This is a genomic window from Oryzicola mucosus, assembly GCF_014534685.1.
In the GTDB taxonomy this organism is placed as follows: Bacteria; Pseudomonadota; Alphaproteobacteria; order Rhizobiales; family Rhizobiaceae; genus Oryzicola; species Oryzicola mucosus.
In genome coordinates, this window is the sequence record NZ_JACVVX010000001.1 from 834,864 (window position 1) to 848,121 (window position 13,258).

Consider the following 13,258-nt stretch of genomic DNA (forward strand, 5'->3'; position numbering starts at 1 on the left):
GAGACGCGACCTTTCTGGATGTCGGGGCTCCAGCCCTTCGTTATGGCTTCGGGCGTTCGGTCGCCCAGGAAGCCAATCGTTGGCTTCCTGTCCGCTGAGCGGATCGCTCCCTCACCCCTTCTTGTTCTGGCGGTGCTCGATCAGGTCGTCGACCACGGCTGGATCGGCCAGCGTAGAGGTGTCGCCCAAAGCGCCGAAATCGTCCTCTGCAATCTTGCGCAGGATGCGGCGCATGATCTTGCCCGAGCGCGTCTTGGGCAGGCCCGGCGCGAACTGGATCTTGTCGGGCGAGGCGATGGCGCCGATCTCCTTGCGGACATGGGCGACCAGTTCCTTGCGCAGGTCGTCGCTCCATTCGATGCCGTTCATCAGCGTGACGTAGCAATAGATGCCCTGGCCCTTGACGTCATGCGGGTAGCCGACGACGGCGGCTTCCGACACCTTGTCGTGGCTGACCAGCGCGGACTCGACCTCCGCCGTGCCCATGCGGTGGCCCGAGACGTTGATGACGTCGTCGACGCGGCCGGTGATCCAGTAATAGCCGTCCTCGTCGCGGCGGCAGCCGTCGCCGGTGAAATATTTGCCCTTATAGGTGGAAAAATAGGTCTGCACGAAACGCTCGTGGTCGCCATAGACGGTGCGCATCTGGCCGGGCCAGGAATCGACGATGCAGAGATTGCCGTCGGCGGCCCCTTCCAGCACCTGGCCTTCATTGTCGACCAGTTGCGGCTGCACGCCGAAGAAGGGGCGCGTCGCCGAGCCGGCCTTGAGGTCGGTGGCGCCGGGCAGAGGCGTGATCAGAATGCCGCCGGTCTCGGTCTGCCACCAGGTGTCGACGATCGGCACCCGCTTGTCGCCGACGACGTTGAAATACCACTCCCAGGCCTCGGGATTGATCGGCTCGCCGACCGAACCCAGCACCCGCAGCGACTTGCGCGACGTTTTTGTAACGTGGCTGTCGCCCGCGCCCATCAGCGCGCGGATGGCGGTGGGCGCGGTGTAGAAAATGTTGACCTTGTGCTTGTCGATGACATCCCAGAAACGCGAGGCCGAGGGATAATTGGGCACGCCCTCGAACATCAGCGTGGTCGCGCCATTGGCCAGCGGGCCATAGACGATGTAGCTGTGGCCGGTGACCCAGCCGACATCGGCGGTACACCAGTAGATGTCGCCGTCATGATAGTCGAAGACATATTGATGCGTCATCGAGGCATAAACGAGATAGCCGCCGGTGGTGTGCAGCACGCCCTTGGGCTTGCCGGTGGAGCCTGACGTGTAGAGGATGAACAGCGGGTCCTCCGCCTTCATCTTGACGGGCTCGCAGTCGGCTTTCACCGCGCGGACCTCGTCGTGATACCAGAGATCGCGGTTGTCGTACCAGGAGACCTTGCCGCCGGTGCGGCGCACCACCAGCACGTTCTCGACGGTGATGCCTTGGCGTGCGGCGATGTCGATGGCCTTGTCGGTGTTGTCCTTGAGAGGAATCGATTTGCCTCCGCGCAAACCCTCGTCGGCTGTGATCACGAAGGTCGATTCGCAATCGACGATGCGGCCGGCGAGCGCATCTGGCGAAAAGCCGCCGAAGACGATGGAATGAACGGCGCCGATCCGCGTGCAGGCGAGCATCGCATAGGCCGCTTCGGGGATCATCGGCATGTAGATGGTAACGCGGTCGCCCTTCTTGACGCCGTGCTTCTTCATGACGTTGGCGAGCCGGCAGACATGCTCGTAGAGCTCGTTATAGGTGATCTTCTTGTCGTCGTAGGGATTGTCGCCTTCCCAGATGATGGCCGTCTGGTTGCCGCGCTTCTTCAGATGGCGGTCGATGCAGTTGTAAGAGACGTTGGTGACGCCGTCCTCGAACCACTTGATCGAGACCTTGCCGGTGAAGGAGGTGTTCTTGACCTTGGTGTAGGGCTTGAACCAGTCGATGCGCTTGCCATGCTTGTCCCAGAATTTCTCCGGGTTCTTGATGCTCTCGGTATACCATTTCTGGTAGGTCTTGTTGTCGATGAGAGCGTTTTCCTTCCACTCCGGCTGGACGCGGTGAACATGGACTTCCGACATTTGACCTTCTTCCTCCCAAAGCTCGGGCGCCGCGTCTCCCGCGCGGCGCTCGCCTGATCGCGGCGAATTCGGCTGTTCTAGCAGGCCTTCCAATCTGGCGACATTAGACATTCGGCAGGGCGACAGCCTGCCGCATCCGAGAATGGGGCGTGTCCTTCAGCGATGAATTAGCAGCCGCCGGAGATGGCTGCCAACCATATGATTTCATGATGGAATCCCACGATCGCATCAGCCGATTTCAATAGACGGTTAACCATCGGGTCGCACACTCTCGATTTGGGAGGATGGTTCATCATGGAAGGACTTGCAATGCGCGGCACTGCTGAACTCGAACTGATGATGAAGGGCTACGGCCTGACCACGGCGGAAATTCTCTACCACATGCCCGATCACCCTCACGTCCTGCAGACATTCGTCTGGCAGGACTACGACCTCGCTCCCAAATTTCCTGTCCTGTTCGGCTTCATCGATTTCTGGAAGGCGAAGCTGGACGGTCCGCTGCACTCGGTGCGCTATACCCACAAGAAGCTGATTTCCGCCAGCGAATGGCGCAAGGTCGACGGCGAGATCGTGCTGCACTGATCAGTCGAAGCTTTTGGGATGAGCACTGGACGACAAGCCGCCGGCGGCTGGTCGATTGTGCATGAGCAGGCTTGCTCCTAAGTGATGGGTTCGGCTTTGAGTCGAAGCCGGGATGGATCCCGGCACGCCTACAAGGAGGAAACCAAATGAAGAAAAAGACACTGGCCGGGCTTGCGCTCGCCACATCCCTGCTCATGTCCTCGGCTGCCTATGCGGAGATCGTCATCGGCCTCGTCGCGCCGCTGACCGGCCCGGTCGCCGCCTATGGCGAGCAGGTCAAGAACGGCGCCCAGACCGCAGTCGAGGTGATCAACAAGAATGGCGGCATTCTCGGCGAACAGGTCACGCTCAAGCTGGCCGACGATGCGGGCGACCCCAAGCAGGGCGTTTCGGCCGCCAACCAGCTTGTCGGCGAGGGCATCCGCTTCGTCGTCGGACCGGTGACATCGGGCGTCGCGGTGCCAGCTTCGGACGTGTTTGCCGAAAACGGCATCCTGATGGTGACGCCGACCGCGACCGCGCCGGACCTGACCGCGCGCGGGCTGACTAACGTGCTGCGCACCTGCGGCCGTGACGACCAGCAGGCCGAAGTGGCGGCTGCCTACGTCCTGAAGGCCCTGAAGGACAAGCGCATCGCCATTGTCGACGACAAGGGCACCTATGGAAAAGGCCTGGCCGACGCGTTCAAAGCCGCGATCAATGCGGGCGGGGTGACGGAAGTCGCCGCCAACTCGCTCAACCCCGGGGAGAAGGACTTTTCCGCGCTGATCACGCGGCTTAAGGCCGACAATGTCGACGTGATCTATTTCGGCGGCTATCACCCTGAGGGCGGGCTTCTGGCGCGCCAGCTCAAGGATGCAGCGGTCAACGCCACCATCATTGGCGGCGAGGGCCTGTCCAACACCGAGTTCTGGGCCATCGGCAACGAGGCGGCGGCGGGAACGCTGTTCACCAACGCCACCGACGCGCTGAAGAACCCGGACTCGGCGGCGGCCGTGAAAGCCCTGAACGACAAGGGGATCCCGCCGGAGGCCTTCACCCTCAACGCCTATGCCGCCGTGGAGGTGCTCAAGGCCGGCATCGAGAAGGCAGGCAGCGCGGAGGATGCCGAGGCGGTCGCCGCCGCGCTCAAGGGCGGAGAGCCAATCCTGACCGCAATCGGCAAGCTCACCTATGGCGAAACCGGCGATCTGAGCTCGCCGAGTTTCTCGCTGTTCAAGTGGGAAGGCGGCAAGATCGTCGCTGCCGAATAAGCACAGCGCATATCTGCGGAAGCCGGGCCGAGCGCCCGGCTTTCGTATCTGGGCTGGAGGTCTGGTAGCTCTTGCCCTCGCGGCGGCTACTCGAAATTCCGACGACGCCGGTTGACGAGCATGCAAACGATTCCGGGCATCGAGGACAGTCGATGCAATTAAAAATTGTATTTCGAGTGCCGTACCCGCTTGATTTGCAGCTGCTTCGATGAAACATTGATGGCGTGACGATGTGAGCCGACTACTCCCGAAGGTTGGAGGTCGCATGCCGGAACCAAGCCATTGGTGTCTGATCTTTTCGGACGGAACAGGCCAACGCGGCGTTCGCGAAGATGCCGCCAGGAAGAATACCAACATCTTCCAGATGTATGCGGCCGCCTCCGACAAACCCTATCTCGACGCGTTCTACGATGCGGGCCTTGGTGCGCCGGAAGAGGACCAGGACGACACGCCAGCCCGCAAGGCGCGCAATCTCTTCGCCAAGGCGACGGGATGGGGCATCACCGACAACATCGTCGATTGCTATGAGGCGCTGCTGCTGCGCTGGCGACCGGGCGTGAAGATCGGCGTGTTCGGCTTCAGTCGTGGAGCCTACACGGTTCGTTGTCTGGGCGGCACATTGTCGACCTGCGGGCTTGCGACGAGCGACGGCAGCAAGCCGATCTCGAAGGACGAAAAGGGCAAGGGCGCCGAACGCCGCCGCGCCATCGCCCTGGAGGCCGTCGAAGCCTACAAGATGCGAGACAAGGCCGAGCGCAAGAAGGCGGGTAAAGCATTCGCCGCGACATACCAGGCGGCACCGGTGGTGCCCGATGTGGTCGGGGTGTTCGACACGGTCAAATCACTCGGTCTGCCGGGCTTGATGAACCTCGCCAACCCGTGGCGGCACAAGTTCCACGACACCGAATTGTCGCCGCGTGTGCCAGTCGGACTGCAGGCGCTTTCCATCGACGAAAACCGCAAGGCGTTCCTGCCCATCCGTTGGGACGATCCGACGCCGGAGGGAACTGCCGCCGGCCAGGTCATCGAACAGGTCTGGTTTCCCGGCGTTCATTCCGACATCGGCGGCGGCTATGAAGACGAGGACGACGACTGGAAACTCGCCGACCTGTCGCTGGACTGGATGCTCGACCGGCTGCGCAAGCTCGCCGGTCTGCACATTCCGCTGACGGTGACGATCGATAAAAATCTGCTGGGCAAGCAGCACGACGAGCGCACGGGGTGGGGCACGTTCTGGCTGCCCGCCGACCGCAGCGTCAGGGGCGAAAGCCGAGACCTCGACGCGCTTTGCGGTGATATCGAGAATCGGTTTGACCGGCACCTACCGCGTTACCGGCCCAACTCCCTCAGAAGGCATCCAAGGGTGGAGGACCGCTATCCCTAAGCCCCAAGCCTCAGGGCTTGGGGTCGAAGGGCGCGGGACGGCGGCCCGCGGTCTGCCGCTCCAGCATCCAGCCCGGATATTCCGGCGGCAGGGCGCTCACCTTGTCGAGGCGGGCGATATCCTCGGCATCCAGATCAAGCCCCGTGGCGGCGAGGTTCTGCTCGAGCTGGTCCAGACGGCTGGCGCCGATGATGACCGACATCACGAAGGGTTTGGCCAGGACGTAGCCGAGCGCCACCGTGGCGACGCTGACATCGTGTTTTTTCGCCACCTCGCGCATTTCGGCGACGCAGGCCCAGCCGCGGGTTTCGTCGACCGGTGGGAAGTTGAAGCTGGCGCGGCGCCCTTCGCCATTGCCCGGCGCATCGGGACCGTATTTGCCCGACAGCAGTCCGCCGGCCAGCGGCGACCAGACCATCAGGCCGAGCTTCTCCTCGTTGAGCAGAGGGACGATATCGCGTTCGAGATCGCGTCCGGCGATGGAATAATAGGCCTGCAGGGTCTCGAAGCGGGCATAGCCCTTGGCCTCGGAAATGCCGAGCGCCTTGGCGATGCGCCAGGCCTGCCAGTTGGAAACGCCGACATAACGCACGAGACCGCTGGAGACGATGTCGTCGAGGGCTTTCAGGGTCTCGTCGATGGGTGTCACCGGGTCGGTGCCGTGGATCTGGTAGAGATCGATATGGTCGGTCTGCAGCCGGTCGAGGCTGGCTTCGACCTGGTCCATGATATGGCCGCGCGAGGCGCCCCGGTCGTTAGGGCCGTTGCCCATCGAGCCATAGACCTTTGTGGCGATGACGACATCCTGACGCTTGACGCCGAGATTGATCAGCGACTGGCCCAGAATGCGCTCCGAAGCGCCGAAGGAATAGACATTGGCGGTGTCGATGAAATTGACGCCGGCTGCGAGCGAGCGTTCTACGATCTCATCGGCGGCATTCTGGTCGACGCTGGCAATGGCGCCCCATTGGCCCTCGCCGCCTGGGTCGCCGAAGGTCATGGTGCCGAGGCAGATTTCGGAAACGAACAGTCCAGTGCGGCCAAGCTGATTGTAGCGCATGAAGATTTCTCCGGATGGATGCTGCGGCGGGCGGGGACGTATCGCCGCGGGCGCACAGACATGATCGATTGAGGGACGCACCGGATGGTTTGGCGCGACCTCTCACATATGGAGCCGACCCGAAGCAGCGACAACGCTAAGCCGAAAATTTCATCCGAATGTCATGAACCGCTGTCCAGTGAGCAGCGCTTCGATAAAAAGCACTATCCACTGTAGCAGATTCTTGCTCCAGCGCCTTCTTTCCCATCCTGCTAAAAAATGGCGTCCACGAGAGGATTCGAACCTCCGACCCCAGGATTCATCCCACTTCGGCTTTCGCCGCCGCCTTGCGGCGTTCGTGGTCTGGACTGTCCCTTCACCCTGGGCCGAAGCCGTTAGGTGCTGCCCGTCCAGTCTCTACACCTTCCGGCGAACCCGCCGGCTTGGCTCGGGATCGGCATGCCGCATGCGTGGCGAAGCGTTCCCCGACTTTGAGCAGATCCGTTGCGGAGTTTCCTGCCGCAACGCCCAATTCACCTTAGGAATCCTGTGCTCTATCCAACTGAGCTACGTGGACACTGAAAACGGCTGTACAGCCTCGCAGCCCATGGATCAAGACTTGAAACACGTTCGAGTCTCGGCGAGCGTCCGGGTCGATGCAAAACCGTCAGCCGCGGGCACGCGCGAGCAGGCGCTGTGCGCCGCGCAGATGCGGCCGGTCATACATCTTGCCGCCGATGGCGAGCACGCCGGGATTGCCGGCCTGCTCGAAGGCGGCCACCACGTCGCGGGCATGGGCGACGGCTTCCTCGCTCGGTGTGAAGACCTCGTTGATCAAGGCCACCTGGGCGGGATGGATCGCCATCTTGCCGGTAAAGCCGTCGCGTTCGGCCTCGACGCATTCGGCGCGCAACCCGTCCATATCGCGGAAGTCGACGAAGACGGTGTCTATAGCGGCCACGCCGGCATGCGATGCGCCGAGCACCGTCAAGGATCTGGCAAGCCGGAAGACATCGGTATAGCGGCCCCGTTCATCGCGGTTGGTGCGCGCACCGACCGCAGTGGCGAGGTCTTCGGCGCCCCAGGTCAGGCCGGCAAGGCGCGGATGTGTCGTCTCGGCATAGCTGGCGGCGGAGAGCACGCCCGCCGCCGTCTCTGTCACGATGGGCAGAATGGCGGTTGCGCCGTCTTCCCAGCCGCTCTCGGCTTCGAAGACCCGCAGGAGGCCCGCGAGGCGCTGCACATCCGCGCCGCTGTTGCACTTGGGCAGCATGATGCCGTCCGGTCGGGCTGGAACGACGGCTGCCAGATCGTCGTCGCCCAGTCCGGTCGAGAAATCGTTGATGCGGACATAAATTTTGGCGGAGGCAGACGCCCGGTGGGCAGCGATGACTGCTGCGGCAATGGTTCGGGCGCGGGGCTTGTCGTCGAGCGAGACGGAATCCTCAAGGTCGACGATGACGACGTCTGCGCCGCTGGAAAAACCCTTTTCCAGCTTTCTCTCGGAATCGCCGGGCACAAAGAGAAGAGAGCGCATCGTTCAGGGCCTCTTCATCATCATCGCCTGGCGGGTGCACTGGGCGACCAGCGCTCCATCTTGGTTGAAGGCGCGGTGCTCGAACTCGACAACGCCACGGTCGGGTTTGGATTTCGATGCCCGCACGGATTTGATCTCCGTCTCGACCCTGATCGTATCGCCGTGGAAGACAGGATGCGGGAAGCTGGTGTTGGTCATGCCGAGATTGCCGATGGTGGTGCCCAAGGTGGTGTCGTGAACGGAAATGCCGACCATCAGGCCGAGCGTGAACAAGGAGTTGACCAGCGGCTTGCCCCATTCGCTTTTCGCGGCGAAGTCGAAATCGATATGTAGCGGCTGCGGGTTCAGCGTCATCACCGAAAAGAACATGTTGTCGCTTTCGGTCACGGATTTGGTCAGCGTGTGCCGGATGACCTGGCCGACCACAAACTCCTCCAGATATAGACCGGCCATGCTTTCCCCCAACTGCCATAGGTGACCGGAAGGCTAGCGGCGGCTGCGCCCGTTGTATAGCGCCGTGTTTCAAGGCGAGGATTTGCAGCGAGCCTTCGGACCCGAAAAATCTAACGCAGCGGCATGCTGTTGTTACAAGGCGCGATTATCTTCGTTTCATGCAAAAATGAATGATAACGAACAGCGGGGATCCATGTTTCGCTTCTCTAATTCTATCAGCAGTGCCGAGAGCTCCAACGGAAACACAGCAGAGCACGCCATGCCGAGGCTGGCTTTGCGCCGCCGGTCTCACGAACATCCGTTGGCGATGTTCGCTATTTTCGCTTTGGGCGCCTTTGTGGCGATCCTGCTGACGCCGGTCGCAGGTCCCGGCCTGATCTCGCCGGCTGCAAGCGACACCATCTCCAACGCGCTGCGGGAAAAGAAGAAGGATGCGAGCGTGCCGAGCCACACCGATCTTGCCTGCGAAGGACAAGCCTGGGGTGCCGAAGCGGGCGAATGCCTGGTCGCCATTCTCCAGGAAACAGGGACGGCAGCCAAGCGCGAGCGGATCAGGCTGATTCAGCCTGCTAAGCCCGATCAGAGCCGGCCCAATATTTTCTGATGTCGGACCGGCGACGCCGCCTACGCGATTGAAGATGTAGCGTTGGTGATAGCTGGTTTACCCACACCAGCTGTATCGGCGTCCGCCGTCATAGGCCCGCACCTTGCCTGAAGCCAGCATGGCTTCGGCGACAACCTCGCCACTGCCGCTTGCGACATCGGCCAGGACGCGTCCGTAATATTTCGCGCCGCCAATGTTGGACAGCAGGATGGGCCGAGCGCCGAGCAACGCAGCCAGCGCATCGCGCGCCCGATGCGCTGCCTCTCGTTCGCTTTCGCAGCGGCTCCGCATCTCGGGAGCGTCTATGCCACGGATGCGGATGTTGACGCGAACGGAATGACCGGGCCACACCTTGGCCTCCGCCAGAAACGTATCTCCGTCCAAGACGTCGATAACGGTCGCCTCCACCGGCCCGGCAAACGACCGGTTTTCAGTCCGTGCAGGAGTGCCTACCAGCAGCAGGACGGAGCACAATACAACGAAGGAATATTTTCCTGAACGCATTCAGGGTATTTATTCCTAAGTCAATATTGAGGCAAGCGAAAAATCAGGCCAGCATCCGTGCGTCCTGTACGCGGTTGAAATCACGATAGGGCGGCTGGGCTGGGGATTCGCCCTGTTCGTAGGTCCAGACCTTGAACAAGGACAGGCGGTGGGGACCGAAGCTGTGAAGCAGCGGAACGTCTGTCGCATCGCGGCCACGCGCGACAACGATGCGGCCTATGCGCGGCATATTGTGGCGGGCGTCGAACGAATACCATTTGCCGTCAAGGAATGCCTCGAACCATGCAGAAAAATCCATCGGGGCGGGATCGGCGGGAATTCCAATGTCGCCGAGATAACCATTCACATAGCGGGCGGGGATGTTCATGCAGCGGCACAGCGTGATCGCGAGATGCGCGAAATCGCGGCAGACGCCGACGCGTTCGTCATGCGCCTGCGCAGCCGTCCGGGTCGAGCGGGCATAGCTGTAGCCAAAGGACAGGCGGTTATGGACATAGTCGCAGATTGCCTGAACCCTTGCCCAGCCCGCCGGAACATTTCCAAACAGGCTCCAGGCCAAGGAGGAGAGGTGATCGGTCTCGCAGTAGCGGCTGCCGAGAAGAAAGCCGACCGCCTCAGGCGGGAGTTTTTCGATCGGCGTTTCCTGAGCGAGCGGATTGGTCAGGTCGTGCTGGCCCGAATCCTCGACCACGGCGTCGTACAACACGCGAAAACCGCCGGCGGGAACGCTGAAGCGGCGGCAGGTGTTGCCGAAAATGTCGCTGTATGTATCGCTGGGGACGATGGGCGACGTCAGAACCTTGGTTTGCCGTTTGATGTCGCCCTGACGATCGGGATGGATGTCGAGAAGCGAGATGACGGGCATCGCCTGCTGGCATTCGATGGCAATCTCGTAGCCGAGTCGGATCAGCATGGCGTAGCTCCGGAGCGCTGACTGAAAAATATCAGTCCATTCAACGCAGCCGGCTATTCGCGGTTCCGCGGCGCCGTCGAAATTCCGCTGGGGCTTCCGGTCAAAAGTCGCTGGTGAGGCCCTTCACCTCCCAGTCGCCATAGCGTCCGGGCTCCTTGCCGCCGCGCCCGCCGATCTCCTTGGGCAAGGCGGCCGTCGCTGCCTCGTACGCCTTGCGGCGTTCTTCGGCTTCTGCAAGCGCACGTTTGGCCGCCGGCGATAGCTCTTTTGCCGGGGTTTGGTCCGGTTCCGGCGTGGCGTCGGGGTTTTCTATTTTCGTCACTGGACTTCCCGCAACAATTGAAACATGTGCACCTGTCTCCCATCATATAGCGGAGGCACGCGCCGCATTCGACCCCGAACGGGCAAAAGCGGCGCCACGGATATGGAGTAGGCGATGAACATCATGCGGACGGCGATGCTTCTGGCGGCGATGACAGCGCTGTTCATGGGCGTCGGCTATCTCATCGGCGGTTCGGGCGGCATGATGATCGCCTTCCTGATGGCTGCCGGCATGAATCTGTTCAGCTACTGGAATGCCGACAAGATGGTTCTGCGCATGAACCACGCGGTGGAGGTCGACGAGCGCAACGCGCCGGAATATTTCGGCATCGTCAAGGCTTTGGCCGAGCGTGCCGAACTGCCGATGCCGAAGGTGTATCTGATCGACAATCCGCAGCCGAACGCGTTTGCCACCGGCCGCAACCCTCAGAATGCAGCGGTTGCCGCCACGACCGGACTTCTGCAGCGGCTGTCGCATGAGGAAGTCGCTGGCGTCATGGCGCACGAACTCGCCCATGTGCAGAACCGCGACACGGTGATCATGACAATCACCGCGACGCTCGCCGGTGCGATTTCCATGCTCGGCAACTTCGCTTTCTTCTTCGGCGGCAACCGCGACAACAACAATCCGCTCGGCTTCGTTGGCGTGCTGGTGGCGATGATCGTGGCGCCCCTGGCCGCGATGGTGGTGCAGATGGCCATCAGCCGGACGCGGGAATATTCCGCCGATCGGCGCGGCGCCGAAATCTGCGGCAACCCGCTGTGGCTTGCCTCGGCGCTGGACAAGATCGCCCGCAGCGTTCAGCAGATCCACAATCCCGACGCGGAACGCAATCCGGCGGCGGCGCATATGTTCATCATCAATCCGCTGTCCGGCCAGCGCATGGACAATCTGTTCTCCACCCACCCCAACACCGATAACCGCATCGCAGCACTTCAGGAGATGGCGCGCGCGGGCATGGGACGGCAACCGCAGGCAGCAAACCGGCCCGCGCCGAGTGCTTCCGCCCAACCACGCCAGGCCGCACCGCGCCAACCGGAGACGCCGGCTGCCGGCCCCTGGGGCGGTCGCCCCTCCCAGCCGAAGCAGCCGCCCGCGCCTGAGCAGCCGCGCCCCAATCCCTGGGGCCGCAATCCCACCGGCCCCAAGAGGCCAAGGTCTTGAGCGGCGCCGGCCGGACGCGGGAAGCCCCCTTCAACAAGCACTACGCCGACAGGCCAGGATCCGACGTTCCGGGCCTTGCAGCACGCATGACGGCTGCCAAGCTTCTGGCCGCCGTCATCGACGCCAAGACGCCGCTCGACGGCATGACCGACCAGGAACACGGCCATCCGCAATATCGTGCGCTCGAGCCGCGCGACCGGGCTCTGGTTCGCGCCATATTGGTGACGGCGCTGCGCTATCGCGGCACCATCGCCGCGCTCCTGGCCAAGCGGCTGGAAAAGCCGCTGCCGGCCAATGCCACGGCGCTGTCGCATATCCTGCACGTCGCAGCCACGCAGATCCTGTTTCTCGACGTGCCGGACAGCGCCGCCGTAGACCTTGCCGTCACCCACGCCAAGGGCGACCCCCGCACCGTGCGGTTCTCCGGTCTGGTCAATGGTGTGCTGCGCAGCCTGGCGCGTGCCAAGGCCGAAGAGCTTGCGCCGGCGCTCGACAGAATGCGCGATGCGCCGGACTGGTTCGCCGCGCGCCTGCGCGAAGCCTATGGCAAGGACAAAGCCGAGGCCATCCTGGCCATCCACCGCAGCGAGGCGCCGGTGGATTTCTCGGTGAAGTCGGGCGCCGCCGGATGGGCCGAAAAGCTTGGCGGTATCGTACTGCCGACCGGTTCAGTGCGTGTAGAGAAGCTTTCGGCTGGGGTGACCGAACTGCCGGGCTTCACCGAAGGTGCGTGGTGGGTACAGGATGCCGCCGCCGCCCTTCCGGCCAGGCTGCTCGGCGATATCAAGGGCAAGCGGGTCGCCGATCTGTGCGCGGCACCGGGCGGCAAGACCGCGCAACTGATCCTTTCGGGAGCCGAGGTGACGGCTGTCGACACATCGCGCAACCGGCTTAAGCGGCTGGCCGCAAACCTGGAGCGGCTTGGGCTGCAAGCCGAGACGGTCGTCAGCGATATCCTCGCCTACGAGCCAAAAGAGCTGTTCGACGCCGTGCTGCTCGATGCACCATGTTCGTCCACCGGCACGGTGCGGCGGCATCCCGATGTGCCGTGGATCAAGACGCCGGAAGACATCGTCAAGCTGGCCGCGGTGCAGCGCAAGCTGCTCGACCGGTCCATCGATCTGGTGCGGCCGGGCGGTACGATCGTGTTTTCCAACTGTTCGCTCGACCCTGCTGAGGGCGAGGTCCTGGCGGCCGCCTTCCAGGCCGATCATGCCGGACACATCGAACCGATGCCCTTCTCCACCGATGAGGTGCCGGGGGCGGAGGCTTTCTTGACCGGTCAGGGCTGGCTCAGGACCACGCCGGCGGGGCTTGCACTCGATAGACCCGAACTGTCTGGGCTCGACGGCTTCTTCGCAGCTCGTTTCCGCAGGCGGTGAGCGTCCCTGACCCTACTGCAAAAGGGCGGTGGATGATGCCTCTTTGGGGGCTGT

The 13,258-nt window shown here is 62.7% G+C and carries 13 protein-coding genes; 6 read left to right on the top strand and 7 right to left on the bottom strand.

Annotation, left to right across the window (positions count from 1 at the left end):
• Nucleotides 1-111 precede the first annotated feature (111 nt).
• The gene (gene acs / locus ICI42_RS03930; RefSeq protein ID WP_188163202.1) at nt 112-2,067 is read right to left on the bottom strand and encodes an acetate--CoA ligase; all 1,956 of its coding nucleotides are present in this window, start codon (nt 2,065-2,067) and stop codon (nt 112-114) included.
• 309 nt (nt 2,068-2,376) lie between these two features.
• Between acs and ICI42_RS03935 the strand changes: the two genes are divergently transcribed.
• The 3 genes from ICI42_RS03935 (at nt 2,377) to ICI42_RS03945 (ending at nt 5,286) form a co-directional block, all read left to right on the top strand.
• A complete protein-coding gene (locus ICI42_RS03935) occupies nt 2,377-2,649 on the top strand; it encodes an usg protein (RefSeq protein WP_188163709.1) in 273 nt (90 codons plus the stop codon).
• Nucleotides 2,650-2,795: 146 nt separating this feature from the next.
• A complete protein-coding gene (locus ICI42_RS03940; RefSeq protein ID WP_188163203.1) occupies nt 2,796-3,902 on the top strand; it encodes a branched-chain amino acid ABC transporter substrate-binding protein in 1,107 nt (368 codons plus the stop codon).
• A 265-nt stretch (nt 3,903-4,167) separates the two neighbouring features.
• Nucleotides 4,168-5,286, top strand: coding sequence for a DUF2235 domain-containing protein (locus ICI42_RS03945; RefSeq protein WP_188163204.1), 1,119 nt, complete (start codon nt 4,168-4,170; stop codon nt 5,284-5,286).
• A gap of 10 nt (nt 5,287-5,296) precedes the next feature.
• Here the strand turns inward: ICI42_RS03945 and ICI42_RS03950 are convergent, their stop codons facing one another.
• From ICI42_RS03950 to ICI42_RS03960, 3 genes are all read right to left on the bottom strand, one after another.
• Complete coding sequence (locus tag ICI42_RS03950) at nt 5,297-6,346, bottom strand: aldo/keto reductase (RefSeq protein WP_188163205.1); 1,050 nt, start codon at nt 6,344-6,346, stop codon at nt 5,297-5,299.
• Nucleotides 6,347-6,992: 646 nt separating this feature from the next.
• On the bottom strand, nt 6,993-7,862 hold the full coding sequence (locus ICI42_RS03955) for an HpcH/HpaI aldolase/citrate lyase family protein (protein WP_188163206.1): 870 nt from the start codon (nt 7,860-7,862) through the stop codon (nt 6,993-6,995).
• Between the two features lie 3 nt (nt 7,863-7,865).
• On the bottom strand, nt 7,866-8,315 hold the full coding sequence (locus ICI42_RS03960) for a MaoC family dehydratase (RefSeq protein ID WP_188163207.1): 450 nt from the start codon (nt 8,313-8,315) through the stop codon (nt 7,866-7,868).
• Nucleotides 8,316-8,367: 52 nt separating this feature from the next.
• Between ICI42_RS03960 and ICI42_RS03965 the strand changes: the two genes are divergently transcribed.
• A complete protein-coding gene (locus tag ICI42_RS03965; RefSeq protein ID WP_188163208.1) occupies nt 8,368-8,919 on the top strand; it encodes a hypothetical protein in 552 nt (183 codons plus the stop codon).
• A gap of 57 nt (nt 8,920-8,976) precedes the next feature.
• On the opposite strand, the gene ICI42_RS03970 is transcribed toward ICI42_RS03965, so the two are convergent.
• The 3 genes from ICI42_RS03970 to ICI42_RS03980 all read right to left on the bottom strand — a co-directional run bounded on the left by ICI42_RS03970 (nt 8,977) and on the right by ICI42_RS03980 (nt 10,649).
• A complete protein-coding gene (locus ICI42_RS03970) occupies nt 8,977-9,423 on the bottom strand; it encodes a thermonuclease family protein (RefSeq protein ID WP_188163209.1) in 447 nt (148 codons plus the stop codon).
• Nucleotides 9,424-9,466: 43 nt separating this feature from the next.
• Entirely contained in the window at nt 9,467-10,336 is an 870-nt protein-coding gene (locus ICI42_RS03975) for a transglutaminase-like domain-containing protein (RefSeq protein ID WP_188163210.1), read from the bottom strand.
• A gap of 100 nt (nt 10,337-10,436) precedes the next feature.
• Complete coding sequence (locus ICI42_RS03980) at nt 10,437-10,649, bottom strand: DUF1674 domain-containing protein (protein WP_330999115.1); 213 nt, start codon at nt 10,647-10,649, stop codon at nt 10,437-10,439.
• 123 nt (nt 10,650-10,772) lie between these two features.
• Between ICI42_RS03980 and htpX the strand changes: the two genes are divergently transcribed.
• Complete coding sequence (htpX, locus tag ICI42_RS03985; protein ID WP_188163212.1) at nt 10,773-11,822, top strand: zinc metalloprotease HtpX; 1,050 nt, start codon at nt 10,773-10,775, stop codon at nt 11,820-11,822.
• Nucleotides 11,819-13,204, top strand: coding sequence for an RsmB/NOP family class I SAM-dependent RNA methyltransferase (locus tag ICI42_RS03990; RefSeq protein ID WP_230980141.1), 1,386 nt, complete (start codon nt 11,819-11,821; stop codon nt 13,202-13,204). The genes htpX and ICI42_RS03990 overlap by 4 nt, the downstream gene beginning before the upstream one ends.
• Nucleotides 13,205-13,258 lie beyond the last annotated feature (54 nt).